Source organism: Chlamydia suis (assembly GCF_900169085.1).
Taxonomy (GTDB): domain Bacteria; phylum Chlamydiota; class Chlamydiia; order Chlamydiales; family Chlamydiaceae; genus Chlamydia; species Chlamydia suis.
Map to the genome: position 1 here is coordinate 612442 of NZ_LT821323.1, position 24598 is coordinate 637039.

Below are 24598 nucleotides of genomic sequence, written 5' to 3' on the forward strand. Positions count from 1 at the left end.
GATCAAAATGTCCGCAATATTACGCCACAGAATTGACTATTTCCGTTTTGGCAAAGAAATACCCAACTTCAATAGCAGCATTTTCTAGGCTATCGGATCCGTGCACAGCATTAACGCCTATAGACTCTCCGAATAAAGCTCGAATAGAACCCGGAACAGCTTCTTTAGGATTTGTTGCTCCCATCAATTCTCTATTACGAGCGACAGCGTTTTCTCCTTGCAATACCATGACCACAACAGGACCAGAGATCATAAAATCTACTAGTTCTTGGAAAAAAGGTCTGTCTTTATGAACAGCATAAAATCCTTCTGCCTCTTTTGCAGAGAGGTGCACCATTTTCATAGCAGCAATCCGCAGTCCAGCTTTTTCAAAAATAGAGACGATCTCTCCTATATGTGCCTTGCCTACAGAATCGGGTTTGATAATTGATAATGTTTGTTCCATGTATTCTCCTTTTTGCCTCTTTTTCGCCAATTCAAAAAGAGTCTCTTAATGGAAGAGAAAAAGAGGCGGTTTACATCACAATCGCAAGAAAACTATAGCTTAGCCAAGCATTTTCAGAAATACCAGAGAAAGGCCCTATCCTTTTCTTAGGGCTACAGGAAGAAGTTCTGCCACAGAAGCGTCTTCGGACAATTCTTTTACAGCTTCTGTCATCATGCGATCTGCAGCAAGACGCGAAAACCCGAGATTCATTAAAGCCCCAATCCCCTCTTTAAAAGAAGACGAGACTGCAGGAGAAACAACAACGGGCTCTTCTAGATAAAGAGGCATCAAAGCGGGAAGCTTTTGTTTAAGATCAACCATTAATTTCTCGGCTGTTTTTTTCCCTATTCCAGGCACAGAAGCGATCGCCTGCACGTTTTCTAAACGCACGATCGAGCATAACTCTTGCAAAGGAAATGTATTCAAAATAGCCAATCCAGTTTTTGGACCAACACCAGAGAAAGAAATCAACAAACGAAAACATTCCCGTTCTGCGCGGGAACTAAACCCGTATAGAATATGCTCTGTTTCACGAATGACACTATGCACGTAAACAAGCACCTCTTGGTGCATAAGTGCGCGCAAATCCACTAAAAATCGTTCAGAAAGCACAATTGAATAGCCTATACCAAAGCTTTCAATCACAACATAGGCTCCGTCAATATGTGTTAAATTCCCTTTGATATATTCGTACATAGGAGCCTGCTTTATCGATTATAAAAGAGTTTTCTTTAAATTCTGATAAGGAGCTAAATGAGCGTGGCACATAGCTAAAGCAAACGCATCCGCAATGTCTTCATTATCCTCTGCTAAAAGATCTTGTATGTTCAGTAATCTACTGACCATAAGCTGTACTTGCTGCTTAGAAGCATTTCCTTTCCCCACGGCAGCTTTTTTAGCTGTATTAGGAGCGTACTCAAAAACAGCAACATCCTGTAACGATGCCGCCAATAACAATACTCCCCTAGCCATTCCTAGTTTAATTGTGCTTTGAGGATTTTTATGAACATACTGCGTTTCTAAAACAACAGCTTGGGGAGACTCTTGTTGAAGGATTGTGGAAATCTCTGTAAACAACTGTTTATATCTGCGGGATAACGTCTGTTTTTGCGAGAGTTTGATCTTTCCAAAGCTATGCGGATACACTTGATGGCGATTTTCCACTCGGATGAACGCATATCCACAAACCAAAGTTCCAGGATCTATTCCCATGATCAAATCTGCCATGCTCTTCTATCCCCGAGTCTGCTCGTTGTTTTTGCGTTAAGCAGATTCTACACGATCAAGGAAAGCATTGCTAATGAAATTCAGAATCCAACAAGAGGCTGTATTATCAAACCTCTTCTTTTGCCAAAAATCGATCTATTTGCTCTTCAAGCACCCTAATTTTATGCTCATAACATAGCCTGCGTCCCTCACTAACCTCCATCTGCTGAACACTTTCTACTAAATCACGTTTTAGCTCATCGATCACATCATTTTGATGCCGGGACTGCTGTAATTTTTCCGCTAAACGATTTTGCAACCAATGATTTTCTGCCTGTAATTTGGAAATCTCCTGCCGACTTTCATCTTCTTGTGATGCTAGCCGAGATTGTAATTCACAAACTCGTTTTTCCCACTCTGCTAAAGCCTGTTCTTTATCTGCAGATTGTATCTGCTGCTGCTGCTCATTTCTTAGCAAATCTTCGCTCATTTTTGTGCATACTCCAAACAAAAGCTGGCAAGTATTCTCCCACTCCATAATGTCTGAATCTTTCCAAAGACAAAACAACTGAAGCATTGAGCGAGAATATTCTTCGTATTGATCAGGAGGGATAAACGAACGAACCTTGCGAAATCGCAACCAAGACAGCAGACGTAGCTTAACTAAAGACCAACGCCACACCAAAGAGATACCTATAGTTAAATAGCTCTCTTCATCTATAAATCAAAAAGGCATTATTGTATCAAGAAGCAGAGAAAAAAAAGATGTGCTCAGAACAAGACTCGAACTTGCACGGGCCAAAGCCCAAGGGATTTTAAGTCCCTAGTGTCTACCATTCCACCATCTGAGCAAAAAATAACGAGGGCCTTTAGAGCCCTCGTCATAGCTTTACAAGAAGTTCTAGCACGCACAACTGGAAAAGCTAGGCCAGATTGTATGTTAAAGTTTAAAAAAAAGCAACGGACTTCTTATTTTTCGGAAGAAATCCTATTCCAAAGGAAGACTGGGAAGCTCCTCTTGAGGTTCATCGACAGGCTTTTCATTTTCCTTCGTAAAAACTACTGAGTCCTCATCGGCCAAGATGGACTCAATGACATTACAGCTTTCGTTCACTAAAGCATTCAAAGACTCATTGAGGTCTGCAGAAGTCATAGGCTGAGACTCTTTAGGTTCTTCCTCTGGGCCTTCAGAAATTAAGCGAGTAGGAGGCGGAATCAAAGCAAACCGGCGCTCGGAAGACTCTCCTTCCTCAACAGGAGAAGATTCTTGCAAACATTCCTCAGTAACCGTATCGATCATTTCTTGAGAAGACCCTACAGCATCAGCTATTTCTTTATTATTCCGCCGACGCCCCTGTTTTTTCTTCTCTTTCCACTTCTCATTCTTAAACTCCTTCCGTCTTTCCTTCTTAGACATAGGAGCTGGAGGAACTGCAGAAGGCGCGGCAACAGCAGGCTCTGCAACGACTTCTTCCTCTGGGGAGGTACTTCCTTCCTCCTGAACAGGAACCGATGGAGACACTTTAGGCATTTTTAATAAAGCATCTCGACCACCAACAATCTTAACGCCGCGGTCTAGTCCAACAGCTTTTAGATTAATTTTAGCATCGCGAACTTCTGTAATTTCATAATCCGCTGCAGGAACCAAAAAAGGTTTACAGTGATCGCAATTACGGAAGAAGCTCGTCCCTCCCAAACAGATAACCTCTATAGCCTCTACAACAAAAGGATCCTGGGAAAGGTGTTTTGAATTGCGAATGGATAATTTATATCCTTCTCTAGATGTAATAACAGTCTCTATGACTGGATCTCTTGTAAAATACACGAATTAACCTTTATTTAGAGTTTTCTTGTACGTACTCTAATAAATCTACTATGCGAGTCGCATAGCCTATTTCATTATCATACCAAGCTATCAATTTGAAGAATCGATCATTCAAAGCAACTCCGGCTTGGGAATCAAATACTGACGAATACTCACAACCAATAAAGTCAGAAGAAACTACAGCCTCTTCTGTGTAATGCAGAATACCCTTCATACTTGTATTTGCAGCATGCTTCACAGCTTCGCAGATGGCCTCATACGTTGTTGCCGAGCTCAATTTAACAGTTAGATCTACTACAGAGACGTCCGCCACAGGCACTCTAAAAGCCATCCCTGTCAACTTTCCTTTAAGCTCTGGCAAGCACAACCCCACAGCCTTTGCGGCTCCTGTTGAGGCGGGAATAATATTTTGGAAAGCGCCTCGCCCTCCTCTCCAATCTTTCCGAGAAGGACCATCCACCACACTTTGCGTGGCTGTCGCCGCATGAACCGTTGTCATCAACCCCTCTTCTATACCAAAGTTGTCTAGCAAAACCTTAGCCAAAGGAGCTAAACAATTTGTTGTACAAGAGGCGTTGGAAATGATTACATCATTCGCTGCATCAAATTTTTGATGATTAACTCCCATAACAAAGGTAGGGACATCGCCTTTAGCAGGAGCGGTTATCAATACACGCTTAGCGCCAGAAGCTAAATGCTTCGCCGCATCATCTCTATTAACAAACAATCCTGTGCTTTCGACGACAACATCAACATCCAAATCTTTCCAAGGAAGCTTTTGAACGTCTCTTTCTGCCAAGAAACGGATCTTTCTTTCTCCGACAACCAGACATTCATCAGAAAATGTCGCCTGCGAAGCGAAAGATCCGTGAGTGGAATCATACTTAAATAAGTACGTGAGAAGATCTCCTGCGACTAAATCATTAATAGCTACAACTTCGATAGAGGAATTTCGTTTCAGAATTTGTCTTAAAACTAATCGCCCAATCCGTCCAAAACCATTAATCACAATCCGCATGGCTAAATCCCAGGTAGTCAGTGTTTTCGAAAAATTAGCACTAATCTGCTAAAAATTCTATAATACACTTTTGAGCATTATCACCAACCCTATTTTGCAGCTTCAAAATGCGCGTATATCCGCCATTTCTCGAAGAAAATCTGGTGGCCAATACATCAAACAACTTCCCAAGGACTCTTCTATCAACATTGTAAGCAGATAAATCGCCCGCCTTAGCCTGACGAGCCTCTTTACTAGTCAAGGAATTATATCTGATCATAAGACGCCCAACGGCCAATCTTTTTGCGGCTAAAGTATTTTTCTTGGCTAAAGTAATCATCTTGTCCGCATGACGACGCAACTCTTTGGCCTTAGGTATTGTTGTCTCAATTCTTTCATTGTGAATCAAGGACTTCAACATATTAGCCAACATGCAACGGTTATGCGAAGAAGTTCGACCAACCCTAAATTTTTTTCTAGCGTGTTGCATATCTTTTTTTATCCCTTGGTACTCTTAGTCGACCGAATTTTTTCGGCATACCATTTCATTTTTTCTTTGACATTATCTAGCCCTACGCCAAATTGGCTAAGATCCATGCCTAACTCTAATTTCATTTCTTTCAGCTTATTCTTAATCTCACAAAGAGACTTCTTCCCGAAATTCCTAAACTGTAACAATCGAGGCTCCGGCATAATCACCAGCTCCCCTATCGTTTCGATATTAGCATTAGACAAACAGTTCGTGGATCGCACAGAAAGCTCTATCTCATTGATGCCTAAAACTAATTTATGAAGAATATCGTCTTTGTTTTCTTTCTCTACAGAAATAGCTTCTTCAAAAACGATTCGTTTTTCATCCATTTTCTCGAAAACGGAAAAATGCTTGCTCAAAATTTGCGTAGCAAAGGCCACAGCTTCTTTAGGAGCCACACGACCATCCGTTTCCACTTGTAAGACTAGCCGATCGAAATCTGTATCTTGCCCAACACGGGTATCTTCAATAAAATAATTGACCAAAACAACAGGAGAAAATGCTGCATCTAGGACAATTTCATTCATCCCTCTTTCTTCAAGAACAATTCTCTCAGAAGGAATGTACCCTCTACCGAAGGCAACCCGCAACATAACTTCCAACTGCATAGGGCGAGTAACTGTAAAAATTACGTGATCAGGATTTACAGCTTCAAAGGTCCCTTCTTGCAAAAGATCTCCCAAAGTAACAGCTCTTTGTCCACCAGCCGCAGCTAAATCAGCAGCATCGATGGAAATCGTGGCGTGTAATTTTTGAGAAGCTCTTCCTCCTTCAGCGCCTTGCAAAGGATATTTTTTAAGCAAAGAACCCTTCAAATTCAAAACGATATTGGTCACATCTTCAATGATTCCCTCTACCGCCATATATTCATGTAAAACTCCCGTCATGGAAAAAGAAACAATAGCAGGAGCTTCCAAGCCGATTAATAGAGCACGTCTCAAGGCGCTTCCTAATGTGTGCCCCATCCCTTTTTCTAAGGGATCAGCAACAAACCGAGCTACTCTATCAACGCCACCAACAGCCCCTTCAACGGGAGACATTTTCACCGATTCAGGCAACTCAAATTTGTTATAAAGTAAATTATGTGAATTATCCGACATCCCAAACTCCTTAGCTATAACTACACTCTTCGTCGTTTTCTTGGTCGACACCCATTATGAGGGACGGGAGTTTCATCTCGGATAACAGAAACAATAAGCCCGGAAGAAATCAGAGCCCGTACAGCAGATTCTCGCCCAGCGCCAGTTCCTTTCAAACTTACTTCAACCTCTTTCAACCCAGAGCTCATAGCAGTCTTAGCGGCGTCTTGAGCAGCAACAGTCGCTGCAAATGCCGAAGATTTACGAGAGCCCGAGTAACCAACTTTTCCAGCAGAGGCCCAGGAAATCACATTACCAGCAGGGTCGGTTATGGTTACAATTGTATTATTAAAAGTAGCCTTAACATGGACAACGCCCGAAGGAATGTTTTTTACTTGTTTTCTTTTTACGCCTTTTTTTTGCGTTTGATTTTTAACCAAAACACTCTCTCCTAAAAATTATTATTTCTTCTTACCTGCAACAGTTTTACGTTTACCCTTACGCGTGCGAGAATTGGTTTTAGTTCTCTGACCACGGACAGGTAAAGAAAGTCTATGTCTTTGCCCACGATAAGCATGGATGGTAATCAGACGTTTGATGTCAGATTGCACGCGACGGCGCAGATCTCCTTCAACAACATAATCCGACTGCAAAAGAGCGTTTAGTCGACCCACTTCTTCTTCAGTCAACTCTGCAGCTCTCGCTTCTGGATTCAACTGCAATCTAGCAATGATCTCTTCAGAAAGAGCTGGCCCTATTCCATAAATATATGTAAGACTTATTTTTAATTTCTTTTTCGCAGGAATATCTATTCCAATGATGCGTGGCATACGAAGGGCCTCCCTTAAAGTAGTATAAGCATCTTAGGTCAAAAATTGTTATTTTTCAACGTCTTCCTTTGGGGCGATCTTTCTTTAAAACTCCGTCATAACGCCGGACTAAAAGGAAAGCATCTATTTGCTTCATCGTATCCAAAACAACTCCGACTACGATAAGCATGGCAGTTCCACCCAAAAAGTAGCTGACGTTCGCGTCAACTCTTAAAACCCTTCCCAAAATAGAAGGTAATATCGCTACAACAGCTAAAAATACAGCCCCCAGTAAAGTTACCCTGTTCATTGTGTATTCAAGATAGGTCTGGGTTGGTTTTCCCTGTCTAATACCAGGGATAAACGCTCCATTTTTTTTCATTTCAGAAGCTATTTGTTCTGGCCGAAACTGCGTAGCTGTCCAGAAATAGGTAAAAAATATAATAAGCAGCACGTAAAAAATTGAGTAAACCACACTACCAGGAGACAACATCGCGGCTATACGCTTCAACCAGGAAGATTCTGAGGAGAGAAACTGTCCAATGGTAGCAGGAAACATAAGCAAAGAAGAAGCAAAAATAACAGGAATTACCCCCGCATAATTCACTTTCAGCGGAAGATAAGATCCTCCTCCTAAAACTTCTCTTCTTCCAATAATTCTACGAGCATGCTGAACCGGAACTTTTCTCACTCCCTCTATAATCAATACAGTCCCCATAAGAACGAAAACAAAGACTGCACAAAGAAGCAAAAGAGAAACGATTCCAAATTCAGAAGGATCCTGAGATCCCAAATTTAATTTATTAACAATAGACCCTAAAACAGAGGGGAACGAAGCTAATATCCCAAGGGTAATGATCAAACTAATTCCATTACCAATCCCTTTATCAGAAATTTGCTCTCCAACCCACATGAGTAAAAGAGTCCCAGTCGTCATCACAACAACAGTTGTCAGATAAAAGACCCAGGGCACGCCAAATAATTTCAAGGACAGCATCGCAGGAAGAACAATTCCTGGAACAGCCAGATTCATTCGCAGAGCAAATTTTGCAAAAAGCAGAGACTGCACGCAAGCAAGAAGCAAAGTGAAAAGCCTTGTCATTCGTCCTAACTTGCGTCTTCCCTGATCAGGAGCTTCCCGCATTTCTCTCTGCAGGGTGGGCATAAAGACCACAAGAAGCTGCACGATGATCGAAGCGGAGATGTAAGGCACAACTCCCAACGCTATGACCGTCATCTGAGCGAAAGCTCCCCCAGAAAAGATATCAGCTAATTGAAACAAGTTTTGGCTGGATCCTAACAGCTGATTAAAATAAGCTACAGCGCGTTCTCCATTAATTCCTGGCACAGGAATAAACACTCCAATTCTACACAACGCAAGCAGAGAAACGGTAAAAAATATTTTCTGTCGCAGTTCGCAAATCGAAAACACTTGTCGCAATGTAGCCATAAACTTTACCCAAAAGTTTTAGTTAAATAGTCTCGATAAGACTTTTTACTCCTTCTGACAGCACTATTGCAGCATCTTTCCAGACTAATTTCTTATCTAAAGCACCCTTAAGGATCACTTTAACACGAGACGTCTCTCTATGGATAACTTTTCGCTGTTTTAAAGTCTCCAAGGACACTTCTTCTCCGTTTTCAAATATTTCATTCAAACGTTGTGTTGCAACTTCTTCACAACACTTGTCAAAGCGTTTGTGAGAAAATCCTCGGGTAGGGACTTTTCTATATAAAGGAACGCCTCCCCCTTCATATCCGAACCGTCTTTTGTATCCAGAACGGCTCCCGTCCCCTTTATGTCCCCGTCCACTAGTTTTACCGTGTCCGGAAGAAGGGCCTCTGCCCAAGAGTTTAGTTCTCCGCTTACGAGGAGAAGAATCTTGTAAACATTCTAACTTAATCATTGATAACGGCTCTCCTTTTCATAATATCATCTTTACAAGAAAGTGTCAGGAGAGCTTTAAAAGCTGCTTTTACCTGATTCATAGGATTATTAGATCCTAAACTCTTTGCCACGATGTCTTTTATTCCGGCCATCTCTAAAATCAAACGAATACGAGATCCTGCCACAATTCCGGTTCCTGGTTTAGCAGGTTTTAACAGAAGCTCCGCTCCATCATGATTAACAAGAACCTCATGAGGAATAGATCCTCCCTCAAGAGATTTGATAGAGACAAGATTTTTTCGAGCAACATCTCCACCTTTACGGATAGCATCCGTTAACTCGTTAGCTTTCGCAAACCCAAAGCCCAAACGCCCTTTTCTATCGCCTACTAAAATAAGCGCAGAAAAACTAAATTTACGGCCTCCTTTAACAACCTTACAACAACGGTTGACGACGAGAACCTTCTCTTCCAGCTGATCTTCCTTATGAGAATTTCTTGATAGCGTCATTATCTAAACCTTCATTAAAACTGTAATCCACCCTCTCTGGCACCATCAGCAACCATAGCTACTATGCCATGATACTTGTGAGCCCCTCGATCGAAAACAACTCGATCTATTTGAAGGCCTTTTCCTAACTCAGCAATTTTTACCCCTAAAGCCTTGGCATTATCTTGATTTTTATTCGTTAATCCAGAGGTTTTGGAAACTTTAGCCAAGGTTGAGATGGATGCCAAAGTTTTACCTTCAACATCATCTATCAGCTGCACATAAACATGCTTATTTGTCTTCACAACGGATAGCCTAGGCTTTAAAGAAGATCCTTTTAAGGCTTTCCGCACTCTTAAAGCTCTGCGAGCTTTCCCAGAAGTTTTTTTATATAAAGAGCTTTCCATAGTTCGACTCTACTTTACCCTCTATTTTTTACCAGTTTTTGCTGCTTTTCCAGCCTTACGACGTACATATTCGTTCTCATAACGAATTCCTTTACCTTTGTACGGCTCTGGAGGGCGTTTCGCACGAACACAAGCTGCAAATTCTCCAACCAATTGCTTGTTGATACCCTTGATAGAGATTAATGTATTTTTTTCAACAGAGACTTCCAATCCAGCAGGAATAGGCATTTTTGTTGGATGAGAAACCCCGATCGACAAATCTAAAAAGGACCCCTGCACAGCAGCTCTAAATCCGACTCCGATCATTTCTAATCGTTTCTCAAATCCAAGGTGGACACCTTTGACCATATTTGCTATTAAAGCCCAATAAAGCCCTTGCATACGACCAGGTCTGTCTACAACGTGAGCTGCAGGAGAAACAAACACCTCATTACCTTTAAGGGCAACTTCAACTTCTTTTGCCAGTGCCTGTGTCAAAGACCCTTTAGGACCTTTTACTGAGATTTCATCATTTTGAATAGAGACCTCTACTCCTTGAGGAAGTACAATAGGGTCTCGAGCTTTACGAGACATTCGTTACCGTCCTAATCTTTTAACTTGCTACCAAACTAAACAAAGCAATTCGCCGCCAACATTCTTAGCTCTGGCTTCAGAACCCTCTAAAACTCCTTGGGGAGTTGAAAGGACGGCAATACCCATATTTCCGAAAACGTAAGGAATCTTTGCTGCAGAAACATAAACCCTTCTGGAAGGTTTAGACACACGCTTAAGCGCATGAATCACAGGTCTGCGGTCTTCCCCATATCTCAAAAAGACTCTCATTAGTCTTTTACGATTTTCTTCCTTCACCAAAAAGTGTGCAACAAACCCATGTTGCTTGAGGATTCTTACAATTGATTCAAGCATTTTACTATGCTCGATATCAATGTACAAATGCTCCGCCATCAAAGCATTTCGAATCCGTGTCAATAAATTTGCAATTGAATCACTCGTCATTCCCATACCGACCTACATCTCCCTTATTGAGCCTTCTTGAAACGTAAGCCCATACACTCTAACAAGGTAAGGCACTCCGCATCGGTTTGTGCTGTAGTTACCCAAGTAATATTCATTCCCTGAGATCGTTTAACGCGATCCAAATCAACTTCAGGGAAAATTTGTTGATCATCTAAACCAAGGGAGTAACATCCTCGCCCATCCCCTTTACAAGAGAATCCTCTGAAGTCGCGAATTCTTGGGGAGACAATATTGCAAAAACGGTCCATAAAGTCATACATACGAACACCTCGCAAAGTGACTTTTGCCCCGATGCCTTGCCCTTCTCTTAGCTTAAATCCAGCGATTGAGTTTTTAGCTCTAGTTACCAAAGGCTTTTGCCCAGAAATAACAGCTAACTCCTCTAAATGAGACTGGAAAAGATTTTTATCTTTTGCCGCCTCAGCAAGCCCCATGCTTATAACAATCTTTTTAAGAACAGGGATTTGCATAACGTTTCCATATTGGAACTTGTCTTGAAGAGTCTTTCTGATCTCTTCAATATACAGTTTTTTTAACCTGCTCATATTAACCCTTTCTTTCTCTTACCAACCGGTATAATGAAGAACTTCCGTCAGAACGCTTATTCCAAAGCTCCCGTCCTTTTTCTGTAACCTTGACAAATAGTCTAGCAGGCTCATTATCAATACTTAAGCGTACGTTGGAAATATGAAGAGGAGCCTCAATATTAATACGCTTCCCTTTAGGATTTTCTTGAGAGCGTTTAATATTTTTTACTCGGACGTTAACTCCTTCAACTACAACTTTATCCTTCAAACAACGCAAAACTTTTCCTTGCTTACCTTTGTCGTTTCCAGCAAGCACATAAACAGTGTCACCGACACAAACACTACGTCTCTTCATACTATCTACCTTTAAATCACCTCAGGAGCCAAGGAGCTAATCTTAATGAAACCTCGATCTCGAATTTCTCTCGCTACGGGACCAAAAATTCGAGTTCCCTTAGGATTGCCTTTGTCATCAATGATTACACAGCTATTTGTATCAAATCTCAGTGTAGAACCATCTTTACGACGAATATCATTTCGAGTCCGCACAATGACGGCTTTAACAACGTCTCCTTTCTTGACGGAACTATCAGGCTCAACATCCCTTACAGAGCAAACAATCACATCACCGACCGTTGCATAACGTCGGCGAGACCCGCCGAGAACCTTGAAACATTTTACCTTTTTAGCTCCCGTGTTATCGGCAACTTTTAACTGACTTTCTTGCTGGATCATAATTGCTAAACCACTACTAATTTACACGTCCGACAACCCGCCATCTCTTTGTTTTAGACAAAGGACGCGTTTCTTGAATTCGAACAGTATCTCCCTCTTTCACATCCAACTCATTATGCGCATAATATTTGCTAGAATCCCTAACTACTTTAGCATATTGAGGGTGCGAGTACACTCTTTCGACTCGAACAACGACAGTTTTTTCCATTTTTGACGAGACAACTACACCGATCTTAGTCTTTCTACGACCTCTCACATCACTAGCCATGGACTCTATCCTTTTGTTCTTGTTTTATTGTTAGAGCGCGAGCAATGCTTTTTTTATACAGAGAAAACTGATGAGTCTTTACAGCTTTATTTTGTAAAGCAGCTTCTGCTCGTAAAGTGAAGAGAGCTTTTTTATTATCGCGAATAAACTCGTCCAACTCTTCAGAGCTTTTTCCTCTAAGTTCTGCTAATAAATTCTTTTTTGCTCCCATACTATACCCTTTCTACACGCTTGACAAATCGTGTCCTAATTCCCAATTTCGCAGCAGCTCTTCTCAAAGCATCCTGAGCATCTTCTTTGGAAACGTTCGCTACTTCGAATAAAATACGTCCGGGACGAACAACAGCTACCCAATGATCTGGAGCTCCTTTACCTTTCCCCATTCGTGTTTCAGCAGGTTTTTTCGTTACACTTTTATCTGGGAAAACTCGAATCCAAACTTTCCCTTTTCGTTTTAAATATCTGTTAATAGCAACCCTGCAGGCCTCAATTTGACGGCTAGTAATCCAACCTCGTTCCAGAGTTTGCATTCCAAACTCACCGAAATCAACAAACGTTGCTCCCTTACTCAATCCAGCAAACTGACCTTTCTGCTGCTTGCGAAATTTTGTTCGTTTAGGCATTAACATAATAATTCACACACCCTTATAACCTGTCTGCATTACGCAGCAGCTGTTGAGGCTCCACCTGCATGATTAGCGGCAGGGACGGCCTTCTTTTCACCAAGATTAATCCAAACTTTTATGCCGATAATTCCATATGTCGTCTCTGCAGACGCTGTAGCATAATCAATATCTGCTCTGAGCGTATGAAGAGGCACACGACCATTCTTATACCATTCTGATCGAGCAATCTCAGCTCCAGCCAAACGACCAGAGACCTGAACCTTAACCCCAAGAGCTCCGGCATCCATTACCGATTGCAAAGCTTTTTTCATTGCTCTTCTGAAAGACACACGTCTTTCTATTTGTTTAGCAATACCGTCAGCTACAAGTTGAGCATTTAATTCAGGACGTTTAACTTCAGCAATCTCTACCCAGACATCTTTGCCTGTTAACTTTTTCAATTCAGCCTTCAGAGACTCTACTTCAGCACCTTTTTTCCCGATGACTAACCCTGGTCTAGCCGTATGAATAGTCACTTCAATTTTTCCACTCATACGTTTGACAACAAATCCTGCAGCGCCTTGACAAGAAGGTTTTTTTCTCAAAAATTCCCGAATTTTCACATCTTCAATGAGAAATTTCCCAAACTCTTGATTATTCCCATACCATAAAGATCGCCATTTTTTAGTAACCGCTGTACGGAAACCTACCGGACATCCTTTCTGACCCATACTCTACTCCTACTGCCCTCTCTCGCCAACAATCACAGTTAAATGACTTGTGCGCTTCAAAATAGGGGCTCTTCCCCCTCGACTTTTCGATTTCACTCTTTTGAACATAGGACCAGCATCAACTCGAACTTCCACAACGCAAAGATTCTCTCTCTTTACGTTTGCGTTGGATTCCGCATTTGCAATGGCGCTATCCAAAACTTTTTTAAGATATCTTCCAGCCTTCATTTGAGAAAAACTAAGCTGTTGTTGTGCTTCAATAACACTACAGTTTCTCATTAGCCCTGCAGCCAAACGAGCTTTTCTTGGCTGAACCCGCATATATCGGGCGGTCGCTTTAAACATAATCCGTCTCCTTATGACTTACCCTTTTTTAACGGGATGGCTCTTAAACATTCTTGTTGGAGAAAACTCTCCCAACTTGTGTCCAACCATAGTCTCAGACACAAAGACCGTCAAAAACTTACGGCCATTATGAACTTCAAAAGTGTGCCCAATCATTTCAGGAGTAATCATAGAACGACGAGACCACGTTTTGATTGGAGTTTTCTTCTCCAAAGCGTTCATATCTCGAACCTTTTTGAGAAGGTGATGATCAACAAAAGGACCTTTTCTTAGCGATCTACTCATAATCCCTATTTCCTTCTATCCTTAACTATCCACTTATTACTCTTACGCTTATCACGAGTTTTCAATCCTTTCGTGACTTTACCCCAAGGAGTCTGGGAAATATATCCATTATGCCGTCCTTCCCCTCCTCCGTGTGGGTGGTCCACAGGGTTCATGGCAGTTCCTCGAACGGTAGGACGGATTCCCTTCCAACGACGACGTCCAGCTTTACCATCTACACACAGATTATGATCCGCGTTAGAAACTTCTCCGACAGTAGCTCGGCACATTTCGTTTAACATACGAAATTCGCCAGAAGGCATTTTCAAAGTAACGTATCCAGAGGTCTTGGCAATGATTTGAGCAGAAAGCCCAGCAGATCGAACCAATTTTCCTCCAGATCCTGGTCTCATTTCCACGTTATGAACAGAAATTCCCAGAGGGATGCTCTTAAGAGTCATGCAGCATCCAGCTTTAAAAGGACTTCCTTCTCCAGAAATTACACGATCACCGCGCTTAATTCCCTTAGGAGCCAAAATATAACGTTTTTCTCCATCTACATAGTTCAATAAAGCTATGTAAGCAGAGCGGTTAGGATCGTACTCCACAGAAGCAACTTTAGCTTCAATACCATCTTTATTACGTTTGAAATCGATCACTCTATAATGACGTCGAGCTCCTGCTCCACGATGACGACAGGAAATATGCCCTAAATTATCTCGTCCTCCAGAACTTTTCTTGAAAAAAGAAAGCTTCTTGTTTGGACGAACACTTCTTTTAGAGGAAGACCCGTCTAATTCTCCTTGAGTAGTAAGCTCATCAAAAGAAGGCAGAATCAGCTGTCTTGTCCCGGGAGTTACTGGCTTAAACTTTTTAAACATGTTATTCTTCTCTTCCTTCTTTACTAACCAATAGAGTGGCCATCAACAAAAGTCACAATAGCCTTCTTAAACCCGGCCGTTCTTCCTCTTTTTCTTCCCCGAAGCATTCTCGTAGGTTGAGGTTTTACACAAACCGTATTCACTTTTTTAACCTTCACGCCTTTATTAGCGTAGATCGCTTCTATGGCTTCAGCAATCATAGGCTTAGTAGCGTTCCCTGCAACAACGAACGTATACTTAGGATCTTTGCAATAACTACCTTTTTTCTTGCCTTCTCCGCCCCCGAGACTTAATCCTTCCAGCATTTTAGCCTTCTCGGTCACATAATGTCTTTTGACAACATCATAAGGATCTTTCATGTCTTAGTTTCCCCTTTAATCTTTTGTTGTAGAGACAAGATTCTCGACAAGTACTTCCAAAGCCCTTTCTGAAACCACAATACTTCTTGCAGCGGCAATATCGTACCCACTAATATTTTCTCCGTAAGCAAAACCTCTTACAGAAGCCAAATTTCGCACGCTTAATTTCAAATTCTCGTTGCTTCCAAGATGATCCAACCCATCAACGAATAAGATCCCGCGGCACTCTACGTTGCACTCTTTCAAAAATCTCAAAGCTTCCTTTGTTTTAGGCGCGCTCAAGCTACCAACAAACACAGAGTTTTCTGCGACAATTAATTTGCCCGTTTGAATTTTTTGAGCTAAAAGCAAACGAATAGCTGCTCTTCTCTCTTTCTTATTGATGCGAATATGTTGATCAAATTTCGGTTTAGGGCCAAAAACGATCCCGCCCCCTCGGAATTGCGGAGCTGCCAAACAACCTTGACGAGCATTTCCGGTTCCCTTTTGTCTAAAAGGCTTTTTAGTGGAGTGGCTAACTTCTGATCGCCCTCTTGTGCAAGCGCTCCACTGACGTTTATTGGCCTGAATGGCCACTAAATAGTCTTTTACTGATTGCTCTTTTCCTTCAGTAAAGAAGGCATCAGGCAAATCAAATTTACCCGACTCTTTCCCAGAAAAATCAAATTTTGATAATAAAACCATTAGGACCTCTACCCCTCTACTCCGCAAGAACGCTTCACAACAACAACGGATCCTTTAAAACCAGGAATTGCTCCTTTAACAAGCATAACTTTTCTATCTAAGTCAATTTTTACGACCTCTAAATTCTTAACCGTAACCCGGTCGCATCCCATATGGCTAGGACGCTTACTTCCAGGGAAGCATCGGCCAGGAGTAGATCGCATTCCAATAGATCCTGCATGACGGTGGAATCCGGAACCGTGGCTTTTTGGCCCTCCTCGGAATCCAAATTTTTTCATAACCCCTTGAAAACCTTTCCCTTTAGAAATTCCGCAAACGTCAACGCTAGACACTCCGTCGAAAATCTCTAACCCGAATTCATCGCCTAAAGAAACAGACTGAACAGCTTCTTCAGAAACAACAACCTCTTTTAAAACACGAAAAGCGCTTCCTCCAGACTTTTTAAAATGTCCTAGAAGCGCTTTAGAGAAACGCTTTTCAATAGTTTTTTCTGGAGCTTTTACTGCATCGGCTCCCATTTGAACAGCATTATAGCCATCTGAAGATGCGGTTTTCAGCTGGGCAACAACGTTTGGCTCTATGCTAATTACCGAACATGCAACAAGATTTCCATTCTTATCGAAGACATGCATCATGCCTTCCTTTTTCCCTATTAGGCTAAGCTGAGACCGCATATTTAATTACCTTATCACACAACTTGACAACGCTTAATAGACCGCCCTTGGTGCCTAATTACACTTTTAGCAAACGGCCATGCCCTCCACCCTGTACGAGTGATTCCCGCGATAAAAACGCGGCTCCTTAAAGCAAACAAAGGCTGCGAATGGGCAATGGTATATAACCCGCGACATCCACACAAGAGATTTTTCTTGACGCTAAGAAATCCCACACCAAAAATCGCAAAAACAAAGCCTGAAAAATCGTTCTAGGTTTCACCAGTGGAGCTTCCTTGGAAGAAAACTTAATAAGCTTATCCAAGAAAATTAAAGGGACAGGTTATCAAAGGAGGGCGATTTTTACAATAAGAAAAGCGAGGTTCTTTGCAGATAAAAAAAGCTGTTTCTAAAAAGAAACAGCCTTTTTCTTGAAAAATTTAAAAAATCTCTTATGCCTTGGACCAGAAAGTACACAACCCGATAATTGCAGCGGATAATGTGCATCCTGCAGCAACGATAGCGCGAATGCCTTGCGCAATTGGCAATGGAACCAATTTGAAAAGATCGGAGACACATTCTAAGAATTTTTCTATCATGGTAAGAATGCTGTACTTGATACGAGTCATCGATCTGGATTTTTCTCCAGCAACCGCTCTTTGTCGAACAAAATCCTCGCCCATCTCATTATTTGCGCCAAGCACTTGATCTGCTTCACCTCTCAGAATACGATTGCAGCGCTCCTCGCAATCTGCTCTTTCTGCACTAATATTTAAACCAGCTCCCACCACAGATGCCGCGTGGTTAGCAGCCATAATATAGCCAACAGAGCTTCCCAACCCATTTTTAGCTTGAGAACTCAAGAATGGTTTAGCAAGAAGCTTATTGACAAACAGCACTGGTCGAATCACTCCGAAGGTAGTAAGGTAGGTCGCCCCTCCGACAAAAGAACAAGCATCAGCAGCCGCTCTTCGCTTATGAGCCACACAAACATCTTTCATCAGGACGTTTTGACCTTTTTCTTCCGGCTTTCTAGCTGCTCGTATGTGATCGAAACAGCTTCGCGCACTCTGGACCGTTGCTGGTAATGAGCCGTTGAACGCATTCCCGAGGGCGATAACTGTCCGCGCATCGCCAAACCCTTTAGCGACTTTGGAAGCTGTAACAAAGGAGTCTGTTCCTGTTCCTTCGGTATGCTCTAAAATACTTGCGGTCAATTCTGCGGCAGATTTCGCAGTTTTTGCTAACTTATCCACTCCTTTCGCGCTATTCACGACTCGCGCAAGCTTATTCCCGGGCCGTGTAAACAAAGATCTCAACGCCTCGCTCGTACCAACCCCCAGACGCCCACATATAGAAGCCATAATGCTCACCTACCTGCTTCAAAATTATCCTATTACATTCAGGCGAACATTGTACCACGTCTATTACTTAAATCTAAAAAAGAAACGTTTAGAATCCCTTAGGCAGACTTTCTCGGCCCAAAAAATCAAAAAATATTTTGATGGGCCGAGACTCTTGATTGGCAAAAAATTTTTTAAAAAAACAGGACAGCCCCTCTCGATTGCCCATTAAAAAAATCTCTTGCTTTCATGCCAGCCTTTCCCTCTGGCTGCACTATGCGCAATCGCAAAGACCCTTGACGACAAGCAACCAATAAATCTTCACCAGAAACCCCTAGCACTTCTCCTGGGGTTTCATGAGGTTCAGAAGAGGACTCCATTCGAGCAGAAAGAATTCCCAGCCTTCGAGACTCCTTCCCTTGGAAGAGAAAACGAGTCCAAGCTCCTGGAGCAGGAGAAACCCCGCGAATATGAGCGTAAACAAGACGAGCTGGCGCATCCCATTTCACCAACCCCTCTTCTTTAGTTAATTTAGGAGCCAAAGTAGCTAGTGCATGATTTTGAGGAATATGCCGGACCGTTCCTGCTTCAATTTCTCGTAAAGTTTTTAACAAAATCTCTCCACCGGAACTAGCAAGAGCTTCTGCCAGATCTCCTGCCGTCATGTCTTCGCCGATCGCTACATGATTAACATTGGCAATGTCTCCGGTATCCATTCCAGCATCCATACGAATCACCGTGTTTCCAGAGAGAGTTTCTCCTGCCATGATACAACGCTGAATAGGCGCCGCTCCGCGATACGCAGGCAATAACCCTGCATGAAGATTGTAGCATCCATATTTAGGAATATCTAAAAGTTCCTGTCGTAAAATGACCCCATAGGCCACAACAATAAACACATCCGCCTGCCATTCTCGCAATTGGGAAAGAAACGCAGGATCTGTAGTCTTTGTAGGCTGAAGTAAAGGAATGTTTTTAGACAAGGCTAACTGTTTTACTGGAGAAGCAACCGGCTTGGACGAGCGTTTCTGAGGTTTATCAGCTCTCGTAACAACACCGACAACAGAGGTTTGTGCTTCCAATAGCGTTTGTAAAACAGTAGCCGCAAACTGAGGAGTCCCCAGATAAACGACTCTAAGATTCAACAAAAGCTCCTTCTTTTTTATCTATCGGCCCATCTAAAGGCATTCCGCAATCCACGCCTCTCTCTATGCCTCGCTTGCTCGGCTGCCGACAAAATTCAACGAAATGGCACACTTCCGGGACATCTCCAAACTCTTCCAACACCCCATCCAAAGAATCTTGAAAAGACTCTTCTGAACGGAAAACTCGTTTAAAAGTCTTAATTAGTGCCAGCCGCGTTTCAAAGGACACGCGACGTCGCTGCAATCCTACCTTGTTAATTCCTCCTAATGCGTAAGGATTCCCAGTCCCTATAGTAAAAGGAGGAATATCTCGGCGAATCCCACTCATGGCACCAACCATTGCATAAGAACCGATGCGAACAAACTGGTGCACACCAACCATACTGCCAATAGTTACACAATCCCCAACCTGCACATGACCGGCAAGCTGCACATGCGTACTAAACACTACATTATTACCAACAGAACAGTTGTGCGCGATATGCGCCCAAGGCATGATCAAACAATTGTTTCCTATGGAAACCGTAGTCCCTTCAAATGTAGAGGAGGTAATCATAGCAAATTCACGAATTTCGCAATGCTCTCCGATTTCGACAAAGGTTTTTTCCCCTTTAAATTTTAAATCCTGGGGCTTATTCCCGATCATTGCTGAAGGCCAGATCGTTGTTCCTCGACCGATCGTTGTGAATCCATCAATATACGCGTAAGACTTGACTACAACATCATCGCAAAGCGTCACATTTTTTTTTACAATAGCGTAGGGCTCTATCGTTACATTGTTTCCAATCTGCGCCCCATCTTCCACAATTGCTGTATGATGAATGTTAGTCATACACCGCCTCTTTATATCGCCTCTTTTTTAACAAGAACAAAGCTAAGTTCGCCTTCAGCTACAACCCGAGAGTCTACGAAAGCTTGTGCTACAGCCTTCCCGCCTTTAGCAGATATCAAAGAAAACTCAGCTTTTAAGGTCAAAATATCTCCTGGTTTAACAGGATGACGAAATTTTGCCTTTTGGATACCTAGAAATAATGCGATTTTTTGATCCCGCTCATTTTCCAATAAAATTCCCAACAACACACCGGCAGCTTGAGCTAAAGCTTCCAGTATGAGAACTCCGGGCATGATAGGCGCTCCAGGGAAATGTCCTGCAAAAAAAGGCTCGTTAATCGTTACATTTTTCTGGGCCACTATCGAACGAGTGCTTAAATCATAAGAAAGAATTCTATCCACTAATAGAAAGGGATATCGGTGCGGAAGCAATTTTTGTATATCTTGTATTCCTAATACAGGCTTTTCATTCATTTAATTAACTCCTGTTCCTGCTGCAACGCCTCTAAAATTTTATTCCCTAAAGCGACATTGGAAGAATGGCCAGATCCCACCGCAATAATATGTGCTACAAAAGGTCTTCCAATTAGCGAAAGATCTCCTATTAAATCCAACATCTTGTGGCGAACAGGCTCGTCAGAGAAACGCAGCTTGCCTAAACTAATGACACTATCATCTTTAAACAATACGGCATTACCTAAACACCCCCCGCCAATAAGTCCCTTTTCCATTAGAAAGCAGAGTTCATTGTATAGAGCAAACGTTCTGCAAGAAGCAATTTCCCTGCGGAAAGACTCTTCAGAAATTACCAGTGAACGATACTGTGTACCTATCGTAGAGTTATGTGAATAGTGCAGGGTATAAGAAATTTTAAATTCGTCTGAAGGAAACGCTGCTAAAATCGTATCCTGATACTGATAGTAGACTGGATGTGCAAGCCTCGCTATCTGGACCATTTGATCCTGATCCTCAACTCCTGCCTGGTCTATGAGATCTACAAATACTTGGGAACTCCCATCACCTATAGGAATTTCGTCTTCGGAGCAATGAATACGAACATTATCCACGCCAAAGGCGTACAGTGCCGCCAACAAGTGTTCTACCGTGGACACAACACCTCCTTGCGAGGATAATGTAGTGCTGCGCCCCGTCCCACAGACATTGGCTAACCGAGCAGGAATGTGCTGTCCAGAAGCTGCACAACGAGAGAAAACGACTCCCGTGTTTTCTTCTGCCGGCTCTAGAGTAAGCGTCGCAGCTTTTCCAAAATGTACCCCCACTCCGGAATAGCATACTTTACGCTTCAATGTTCTCTGAGCTCGATCTAACATGCAAAACCCTGACAAAGAGACCCCGTATATTATCCTTTTTTTTTTTTAGCAAGCAAGCGATATCAAAAAAATTACTATCTAGTTTTAAAACACTTGCTATTTCAAATACTGCTCTCTGACGGACCGTTTTTCTCTTCGCCTAAAAAAGCCTCTCAAAGCACCTAGAACCGAAATCCCCGCCACAAATAATAGCGGCGCATCGCCGAACTTTGCATATATAGTAGGATAGCTGTAAAGAGGGATAGACACTTGAAGCACATCTGGATGCACAGGGCTAGTTCTAGACTCCCAAGGGAGAATGCCCCGTACTCTACCTAAGGAATCTACTGCCGCAGACACCCCTGTATGGCAAGCGCGGATACAAGGCAGCCCTAGTTCTTGATTACGTAATACGCCATGATAAAAGTGAACGAGGGGCAACCTTGAGCGCGGATACCATCCGTCATTTGTGAGATTAACCAAAATATCTGCTTGCAGACTTTTGTAGGGGCGAATTGCATAACCAAAAGTCTCTTCATAACAGATGGAGATGCCCGCTTTTATTTGCTCAGAAACCTGCACAACTCCAGGTTTCTCTCCGGGCAGACGTTGAAAAGGAAGAGCAAGCTCAGGGCAAAAGATTTTACATAGAGAAAACCCGAGTTTACCTCCTGGGATATATTCTCCTCCAGGGACAAGAATTCGCTTATCATAACTAGTCACTTCCCCTTGTAAAGAGACGCATTCTGCGGCATTATATAGGTGCATTGCCCCGTTTTTATCTTCCCACCTTTCCATCCCCATGATCACAGCACATTGAAACCGTTCGGATAATGCCCGAATCCAATCTAAGTTTGTAAAAAACTCGCTCCAAGATTTATTGGGAACCAAGCCTTCCAAAATTTTTTGATTTTCATGAAAGGCATAGGCTTGCCTATGCAACCCAAAAGGGACACAGACCTCTGGGAAAACAATCACATCCACGGGAGGCTGAATAGCCTGACACAAAGAAATTAATCCACTCCAAACAGCGCTAGCCGTCTTTCCTCCCTGCATATGAGGGCTGTATCCTGGTTGTACAATAGCGACTTTAAGAACCTTTTCATCAGAAAACTGCCTTTTTATATATTCGTAGTATCCACCTCCTAATATATAGGGGAAAGCGCTGCAAGCTAGCCACAAGCCATAAGCAAAGCGCTTTCTTAACACCAATACACAACAACATCCTAAATTTGCTGCTAAGACTATAAAACTCTGCCCAGCCCAGCCAAAAAAACTTCCAAACTGCCGGCCATAGGCGGTTGCGGTAAGAGGCCAGCCAATAAAATCGAAAGAAACGCCAGAAAACAGTCCATAATAACGTAGAGCTTCTATAGCTACCCACACTCCTGGGAGCCAAAATAGAGCACTCCAATATTGCCTACGAAAACATAGAACAAGAAGGCTAGAGAAACTCGCAAAAAAGACAGAAAGAGAAGAGACAAGAACAGCCCAAACACCATAGATCCCTGTCCCTACATACAAATCCTCCAGCATCCAGGAAAAGTGAAAACCTTCAATGGTCCAAATCCAAAAAAAGGCTATCCACCAGATTTTTTTCCAGGGTAAGTGCTGGGCTAAAGAAACCAGACTTTTCCAAAATAAGCCGTAACCACACAGACAACTGACAACAGAAGCTAAAACACTTATATCAGGCTGCGCAAAGCAAACGAGCGCCCAAGAAAGACTAAGGTACCATACATTTTTTAACACTAACGGGACTCCCTCATTAGCTTAGATTAAAGACCAGAAATGAGAAAACGAATCCCAAAACATGCGTTCAAAGCTTTAAGCGGGAAGCTCTTCTCTGATCTGCCTCCAGGAAACGCCGTATCTCTTCTTGACTTTCAGGGATTAATTCGGGGACCTCTATAGGAGAATTATTCTCATCCACAGCGACAAACGTAAAATACGCTGAAGTGATATGTCTCTGTTCCTGCTTATAAATATTTTCTGCCCAGACTTTCACTCCCACTTCTAAAGATGTTCGCCAAGATCGATTCACGGAAGCACAGCAAATCAGATTTTCTCCCATATAAGCAGGAGCATAAAAACGCATAGCATCCACAAAAGCTGTCACACAAATACTTTCACAATGACGCTCGGCGACCACTAAAGCTAGCCGGTCCAACAGACTCATCAATAATCCGCCAAAAATTGTGTTGTTCGTATTTAAGTCGTTAGGAAATATTTTATAGATATGATCGTTGATACAACTAGCAGAAACTTTCTTCTTCTTATCTTTAATATCCTTCCTCACACAATCCTTCTATGCATCCAATAGTCCCATCTTGACTAGCCGGGGAGTCGAAGACACCTGCTATTCCCAGGCTTCCCTGTAACGGATAGTAGTCGTGGCATAGAAAAAAGCAAGGAATTCCTTGGAAGACTACAGCCCCAAAAAAGGGTTGTTTGCTTGAGCAAACCCAGTACCTTTTTTGCGAGCTTTGATCTCGCTACGAATAGAAAACAAGAGATCTTGGTCAAAGTCCATTTTGGAAGCCCATAATAGATATTCTAAGGGGATGTCTGTAAACAACCGTCCTTTATATTTCCCTAATGGCATATATTTCATTTTAATGGGCTTAGACAGAATATGTGTTACTTGAGACAATGTACGGAAGCGTTTCGTTAGGTGCTTAAATACCCTGACATTCATTTCCACATCTTTCATTGCCCGGTGATTCCCTTGATGAGGAACATTAAAATGCCTTGCTAGAGCCTCCAAAGAATTATTCGGACTATCCCCATATTCCTTCGCTAAACGCAAGGTATCAATCACATAGTGCTGCTTGGGAAGAAGCGTTTCGCCCAAACGCTCGCTTTCCTGAGAAAGCACTTGCAAATCAAATCCTACATGATGCCCAACAATATGATCTCTTTCTTTAAAGAAACCTTTAATTTTAGAGAACACCTCACCAAATTTCGGCTTATCTTTTAACATGGCATCGGAAATCTTATGAATTTTTTGTGATTCTGCCGAAACGGCTCGTTCCGGATGAATAAGAAACTCTACGGAATCAATAACTTCGTCAAATGTAAACCGAATTGCCGCAAATTCAATAACCCGATCTTTTTTTACATCTAAGCCCGTTGTTTCACAATCCAAACAAACGAACTCAATATCTTTCAACAGTACCACG

The 24598-nt window shown here is 42.3% G+C and carries 37 protein-coding genes and 1 tRNA gene; all 38 read right to left on the reverse strand.

Annotated features, from left to right (window positions below):
• Window positions 1–19 precede the first annotated feature (19 nt).
• The 38 genes from ndk to B6E89_RS02925 all read right to left on the reverse strand — a co-directional run bounded on the left by ndk (window position 20) and on the right by B6E89_RS02925 (window position 24597).
• Window positions 20–445: a nucleoside-diphosphate kinase gene (gene ndk, locus B6E89_RS02735; RefSeq protein ID WP_035406799.1), complete on the reverse strand. Its 426-nt coding sequence runs from the start codon at window positions 443–445 to the stop codon at window positions 20–22.
• 135 nt (window positions 446–580) lie between these two features.
• The gene (ruvA, locus tag B6E89_RS02740) at window positions 581–1183 is read right to left on the reverse strand and encodes a Holliday junction branch migration protein RuvA (RefSeq protein ID WP_080133110.1); all 603 of its coding nucleotides are present in this window, start codon (window positions 1181–1183) and stop codon (window positions 581–583) included.
• 18 nt (window positions 1184–1201) lie between these two features.
• Window positions 1202–1714 (reverse strand): crossover junction endodeoxyribonuclease RuvC, encoded by a 513-nt coding sequence (gene ruvC / locus B6E89_RS02745; RefSeq protein WP_035406805.1) that lies wholly within the window; start codon window positions 1712–1714, stop codon window positions 1202–1204.
• 106 nt (window positions 1715–1820) lie between these two features.
• Window positions 1821–2375: a hypothetical protein gene (locus B6E89_RS02750; RefSeq protein ID WP_080121530.1), complete on the reverse strand. Its 555-nt coding sequence runs from the start codon at window positions 2373–2375 to the stop codon at window positions 1821–1823.
• A gap of 86 nt (window positions 2376–2461) precedes the next feature.
• Window positions 2462–2544: transfer RNA gene (locus B6E89_RS02755), tRNA-Leu, on the reverse strand.
• Between the two features lie 137 nt (window positions 2545–2681).
• Entirely contained in the window at window positions 2682–3518 is an 837-nt protein-coding gene (gene grgA / locus B6E89_RS02765) for a GrgA family transcription factor (protein WP_080128490.1), read from the reverse strand.
• 10 nt (window positions 3519–3528) lie between these two features.
• On the reverse strand, window positions 3529–4536 hold the full coding sequence (gene gap, locus B6E89_RS02770) for a type I glyceraldehyde-3-phosphate dehydrogenase (protein WP_035406817.1): 1008 nt from the start codon (window positions 4534–4536) through the stop codon (window positions 3529–3531).
• Window positions 4537–4576: 40 nt separating this feature from the next.
• On the reverse strand, window positions 4577–5005 hold the full coding sequence (gene rplQ / locus B6E89_RS02775) for a 50S ribosomal protein L17 (protein ID WP_080133111.1): 429 nt from the start codon (window positions 5003–5005) through the stop codon (window positions 4577–4579).
• 8 nt (window positions 5006–5013) lie between these two features.
• Window positions 5014–6147: a DNA-directed RNA polymerase subunit alpha gene (locus B6E89_RS02780; RefSeq protein WP_035406823.1), complete on the reverse strand. Its 1134-nt coding sequence runs from the start codon at window positions 6145–6147 to the stop codon at window positions 5014–5016.
• Between the two features lie 20 nt (window positions 6148–6167).
• Window positions 6168–6566, reverse strand: coding sequence for a 30S ribosomal protein S11 (gene rpsK / locus B6E89_RS02785; RefSeq protein WP_010231573.1), 399 nt, complete (start codon window positions 6564–6566; stop codon window positions 6168–6170).
• Between the two features lie 21 nt (window positions 6567–6587).
• Window positions 6588–6956 carry a 30S ribosomal protein S13 gene (gene rpsM, locus B6E89_RS02790; protein ID WP_010231575.1) on the reverse strand — a complete coding sequence of 123 codons (369 nt, stop codon included), beginning with the start codon at window positions 6954–6956 and terminating at the stop codon, window positions 6588–6590.
• Between the two features lie 55 nt (window positions 6957–7011).
• Window positions 7012–8385: a preprotein translocase subunit SecY gene (gene secY / locus B6E89_RS02795; RefSeq protein WP_080123104.1), complete on the reverse strand. Its 1374-nt coding sequence runs from the start codon at window positions 8383–8385 to the stop codon at window positions 7012–7014.
• A gap of 22 nt (window positions 8386–8407) precedes the next feature.
• Window positions 8408–8842 (reverse strand): 50S ribosomal protein L15, encoded by a 435-nt coding sequence (gene rplO, locus B6E89_RS02800; protein ID WP_035406833.1) that lies wholly within the window; start codon window positions 8840–8842, stop codon window positions 8408–8410.
• On the reverse strand, window positions 8835–9332 hold the full coding sequence (gene rpsE / locus B6E89_RS02805) for a 30S ribosomal protein S5 (RefSeq protein WP_035406836.1): 498 nt from the start codon (window positions 9330–9332) through the stop codon (window positions 8835–8837). The genes rplO and rpsE overlap by 8 nt, the downstream gene beginning before the upstream one ends.
• 14 nt (window positions 9333–9346) lie before the next feature.
• A complete protein-coding gene (gene rplR / locus B6E89_RS02810) occupies window positions 9347–9718 on the reverse strand; it encodes a 50S ribosomal protein L18 (RefSeq protein WP_080124435.1) in 372 nt (123 codons plus the stop codon).
• 21 nt (window positions 9719–9739) lie between these two features.
• The gene (gene rplF, locus B6E89_RS02815) at window positions 9740–10291 is read right to left on the reverse strand and encodes a 50S ribosomal protein L6 (protein WP_080133112.1); all 552 of its coding nucleotides are present in this window, start codon (window positions 10289–10291) and stop codon (window positions 9740–9742) included.
• Between the two features lie 27 nt (window positions 10292–10318).
• Complete coding sequence (gene rpsH, locus B6E89_RS02820) at window positions 10319–10720, reverse strand: 30S ribosomal protein S8 (RefSeq protein WP_080121537.1); 402 nt, start codon at window positions 10718–10720, stop codon at window positions 10319–10321.
• Window positions 10721–10737: 17 nt separating this feature from the next.
• Window positions 10738–11280 carry a 50S ribosomal protein L5 gene (gene rplE / locus B6E89_RS02825; RefSeq protein WP_035406846.1) on the reverse strand — a complete coding sequence of 181 codons (543 nt, stop codon included), beginning with the start codon at window positions 11278–11280 and terminating at the stop codon, window positions 10738–10740.
• A gap of 1 nt (window position 11281) precedes the next feature.
• Window positions 11282–11617, reverse strand: a complete 336-nt coding sequence (rplX, locus tag B6E89_RS02830; protein ID WP_035406849.1) for a 50S ribosomal protein L24 — start codon at window positions 11615–11617, stop codon at window positions 11282–11284.
• Between the two features lie 11 nt (window positions 11618–11628).
• A complete protein-coding gene (rplN, locus tag B6E89_RS02835; RefSeq protein WP_010231626.1) occupies window positions 11629–11997 on the reverse strand; it encodes a 50S ribosomal protein L14 in 369 nt (122 codons plus the stop codon).
• A 16-nt stretch (window positions 11998–12013) separates the two neighbouring features.
• Entirely contained in the window at window positions 12014–12265 is a 252-nt protein-coding gene (rpsQ, locus tag B6E89_RS02840; RefSeq protein ID WP_009871883.1) for a 30S ribosomal protein S17, read from the reverse strand.
• On the reverse strand, window positions 12258–12476 hold the full coding sequence (rpmC, locus tag B6E89_RS02845) for a 50S ribosomal protein L29 (protein WP_035406853.1): 219 nt from the start codon (window positions 12474–12476) through the stop codon (window positions 12258–12260). Before rpmC ends, rpsQ begins: the two co-directional genes overlap by 8 nt.
• Window position 12477: 1 nt before the next feature.
• On the reverse strand, window positions 12478–12894 hold the full coding sequence (gene rplP, locus B6E89_RS02850; protein WP_009872721.1) for a 50S ribosomal protein L16: 417 nt from the start codon (window positions 12892–12894) through the stop codon (window positions 12478–12480).
• Between the two features lie 32 nt (window positions 12895–12926).
• A complete protein-coding gene (gene rpsC, locus B6E89_RS02855; protein WP_080121539.1) occupies window positions 12927–13601 on the reverse strand; it encodes a 30S ribosomal protein S3 in 675 nt (224 codons plus the stop codon).
• Window positions 13602–13610: 9 nt separating this feature from the next.
• On the reverse strand, window positions 13611–13946 hold the full coding sequence (gene rplV / locus B6E89_RS02860) for a 50S ribosomal protein L22 (protein ID WP_080121540.1): 336 nt from the start codon (window positions 13944–13946) through the stop codon (window positions 13611–13613).
• An 18-nt stretch (window positions 13947–13964) separates the two neighbouring features.
• Window positions 13965–14231: a 30S ribosomal protein S19 gene (rpsS, locus tag B6E89_RS02865; protein WP_009871888.1), complete on the reverse strand. Its 267-nt coding sequence runs from the start codon at window positions 14229–14231 to the stop codon at window positions 13965–13967.
• A 5-nt stretch (window positions 14232–14236) separates the two neighbouring features.
• A complete protein-coding gene (gene rplB / locus B6E89_RS02870) occupies window positions 14237–15091 on the reverse strand; it encodes a 50S ribosomal protein L2 (protein WP_080121541.1) in 855 nt (284 codons plus the stop codon).
• A gap of 23 nt (window positions 15092–15114) precedes the next feature.
• Window positions 15115–15450: a 50S ribosomal protein L23 gene (locus tag B6E89_RS02875; RefSeq protein ID WP_035406863.1), complete on the reverse strand. Its 336-nt coding sequence runs from the start codon at window positions 15448–15450 to the stop codon at window positions 15115–15117.
• A 15-nt stretch (window positions 15451–15465) separates the two neighbouring features.
• Complete coding sequence (rplD, locus tag B6E89_RS02880) at window positions 15466–16134, reverse strand: 50S ribosomal protein L4 (RefSeq protein ID WP_080123107.1); 669 nt, start codon at window positions 16132–16134, stop codon at window positions 15466–15468.
• 8 nt (window positions 16135–16142) lie between these two features.
• Entirely contained in the window at window positions 16143–16808 is a 666-nt protein-coding gene (rplC, locus tag B6E89_RS02885) for a 50S ribosomal protein L3 (RefSeq protein WP_035406869.1), read from the reverse strand.
• A 431-nt stretch (window positions 16809–17239) separates the two neighbouring features.
• Window positions 17240–18151, reverse strand: a complete 912-nt coding sequence (locus tag B6E89_RS02890; RefSeq protein ID WP_080133113.1) for a CT529 family inclusion membrane protein — start codon at window positions 18149–18151, stop codon at window positions 17240–17242.
• Window positions 18152–18324: 173 nt separating this feature from the next.
• Entirely contained in the window at window positions 18325–19275 is a 951-nt protein-coding gene (gene fmt / locus B6E89_RS02895; protein WP_080133265.1) for a methionyl-tRNA formyltransferase, read from the reverse strand.
• On the reverse strand, window positions 19265–20107 hold the full coding sequence (gene lpxA / locus B6E89_RS02900; protein ID WP_035406874.1) for an acyl-ACP--UDP-N-acetylglucosamine O-acyltransferase: 843 nt from the start codon (window positions 20105–20107) through the stop codon (window positions 19265–19267). The genes fmt and lpxA overlap by 11 nt, the downstream gene beginning before the upstream one ends.
• Before the next feature lie 11 nt (window positions 20108–20118).
• A complete protein-coding gene (fabZ, locus tag B6E89_RS02905; protein ID WP_035406878.1) occupies window positions 20119–20580 on the reverse strand; it encodes a 3-hydroxyacyl-ACP dehydratase FabZ in 462 nt (153 codons plus the stop codon).
• Window positions 20577–21437 carry a UDP-3-O-acyl-N-acetylglucosamine deacetylase gene (lpxC, locus tag B6E89_RS02910; RefSeq protein WP_035406881.1) on the reverse strand — a complete coding sequence of 287 codons (861 nt, stop codon included), beginning with the start codon at window positions 21435–21437 and terminating at the stop codon, window positions 20577–20579. The genes fabZ and lpxC overlap by 4 nt, the downstream gene beginning before the upstream one ends.
• A 96-nt stretch (window positions 21438–21533) precedes the next feature.
• Window positions 21534–23168 (reverse strand): apolipoprotein N-acyltransferase, encoded by a 1635-nt coding sequence (gene lnt, locus B6E89_RS02915; protein WP_080133114.1) that lies wholly within the window; start codon window positions 23166–23168, stop codon window positions 21534–21536.
• Window positions 23169–23235: 67 nt separating this feature from the next.
• Window positions 23236–23715: an acyl-CoA thioesterase gene (locus B6E89_RS02920; protein ID WP_035406888.1), complete on the reverse strand. Its 480-nt coding sequence runs from the start codon at window positions 23713–23715 to the stop codon at window positions 23236–23238.
• Window positions 23716–23844: 129 nt separating this feature from the next.
• Window positions 23845–24597 carry a putative quorum-sensing-regulated virulence factor gene (locus B6E89_RS02925; protein WP_035406892.1) on the reverse strand — a complete coding sequence of 251 codons (753 nt, stop codon included), beginning with the start codon at window positions 24595–24597 and terminating at the stop codon, window positions 23845–23847.
• Window position 24598 lies beyond the last annotated feature (1 nt).

Bases quoted from the DNA above. Each gene is read 5' to 3' on its own strand.
- ruvC (WP_035406805.1), bottom strand. From the start codon at position 1,714: ATGGCAGATTTGATCATGGGAATAGATCCTGGAACTTTGGTTTGTGGA.
- rpmC (WP_035406853.1), bottom strand. From the start codon at position 12,476: ATGGGAGCAAAAAAGAATTTATTAGCAGAACTTAGAGGAAAAAGCTCT.
- rplB (WP_080121541.1), bottom strand. From the start codon at position 15,091: ATGTTTAAAAAGTTTAAGCCAGTAACTCCCGGGACAAGACAGCTGATT.
- gap (WP_035406817.1), bottom strand. From the start codon at position 4,536: ATGCGGATTGTGATTAATGGTTTTGGACGGATTGGGCGATTAGTTTTA.
- B6E89_RS02890 (WP_080133113.1), bottom strand. From the start codon at position 18,151: ATGGCTTCTATATGTGGGCGTCTGGGGGTTGGTACGAGCGAGGCGTTG.
- lpxC (WP_035406881.1), bottom strand. From the start codon at position 21,437: ATGTTAGATCGAGCTCAGAGAACATTGAAGCGTAAAGTATGCTATTCC.
- rplP (WP_009872721.1), bottom strand. From the start codon at position 12,894: ATGTTAATGCCTAAACGAACAAAATTTCGCAAGCAGCAGAAAGGTCAG.
- rpsS (WP_009871888.1), bottom strand. From the start codon at position 14,231: ATGAGTAGATCGCTAAGAAAAGGTCCTTTTGTTGATCATCACCTTCTC.
- rplQ (WP_080133111.1), bottom strand. From the start codon at position 5,005: ATGCAACACGCTAGAAAAAAATTTAGGGTTGGTCGAACTTCTTCGCAT.
- rplC (WP_035406869.1), bottom strand. From the start codon at position 16,808: ATGCGGTCTCAGCTTAGCCTAATAGGGAAAAAGGAAGGCATGATGCAT.
- rpsC (WP_080121539.1), bottom strand. From the start codon at position 13,601: ATGGGTCAGAAAGGATGTCCGGTAGGTTTCCGTACAGCGGTTACTAAA.
- rplE (WP_035406846.1), bottom strand. From the start codon at position 11,280: ATGAGCAGGTTAAAAAAACTGTATATTGAAGAGATCAGAAAGACTCTT.
- rpsQ (WP_009871883.1), bottom strand. From the start codon at position 12,265: ATGGCTAGTGATGTGAGAGGTCGTAGAAAGACTAAGATCGGTGTAGTT.
- rplO (WP_035406833.1), bottom strand. From the start codon at position 8,842: ATGATTAAGTTAGAATGTTTACAAGATTCTTCTCCTCGTAAGCGGAGA.
- rplF (WP_080133112.1), bottom strand. From the start codon at position 10,291: ATGTCTCGTAAAGCTCGAGACCCTATTGTACTTCCTCAAGGAGTAGAG.
- rplR (WP_080124435.1), bottom strand. From the start codon at position 9,718: ATGGAAAGCTCTTTATATAAAAAAACTTCTGGGAAAGCTCGCAGAGCT.
- B6E89_RS02875 (WP_035406863.1), bottom strand. From the start codon at position 15,450: ATGAAAGATCCTTATGATGTTGTCAAAAGACATTATGTGACCGAGAAG.
- rplV (WP_080121540.1), bottom strand. From the start codon at position 13,946: ATGTTTAAAGCGACCGCCCGATATATGCGGGTTCAGCCAAGAAAAGCT.
- secY (WP_080123104.1), bottom strand. From the start codon at position 8,385: ATGGCTACATTGCGACAAGTGTTTTCGATTTGCGAACTGCGACAGAAA.
- ndk (WP_035406799.1), bottom strand. From the start codon at position 445: ATGGAACAAACATTATCAATTATCAAACCCGATTCTGTAGGCAAGGCA.
- rplN (WP_010231626.1), bottom strand. From the start codon at position 11,997: ATGATCCAGCAAGAAAGTCAGTTAAAAGTTGCCGATAACACGGGAGCT.
- rplX (WP_035406849.1), bottom strand. From the start codon at position 11,617: ATGAAGAGACGTAGTGTTTGTGTCGGTGACACTGTTTATGTGCTTGCT.
- lpxA (WP_035406874.1), bottom strand. From the start codon at position 20,107: ATGACTAACATTCATCATACAGCAATTGTGGAAGATGGGGCGCAGATT.
- rplD (WP_080123107.1), bottom strand. From the start codon at position 16,134: ATGGTTTTATTATCAAAATTTGATTTTTCTGGGAAAGAGTCGGGTAAA.
- rpsM (WP_010231575.1), bottom strand. From the start codon at position 6,956: ATGCCACGCATCATTGGAATAGATATTCCTGCGAAAAAGAAATTAAAA.
- fabZ (WP_035406878.1), bottom strand. From the start codon at position 20,580: ATGAATGAAAAGCCTGTATTAGGAATACAAGATATACAAAAATTGCTT.
- ruvA (WP_080133110.1), bottom strand. From the start codon at position 1,183: ATGTACGAATATATCAAAGGGAATTTAACACATATTGACGGAGCCTAT.
- rpsE (WP_035406836.1), bottom strand. From the start codon at position 9,332: ATGACGCTATCAAGAAATTCTCATAAGGAAGATCAGCTGGAAGAGAAG.
- rpsH (WP_080121537.1), bottom strand. From the start codon at position 10,720: ATGGGAATGACGAGTGATTCAATTGCAAATTTATTGACACGGATTCGA.
- B6E89_RS02780 (WP_035406823.1), bottom strand. From the start codon at position 6,147: ATGTCGGATAATTCACATAATTTACTTTATAACAAATTTGAGTTGCCT.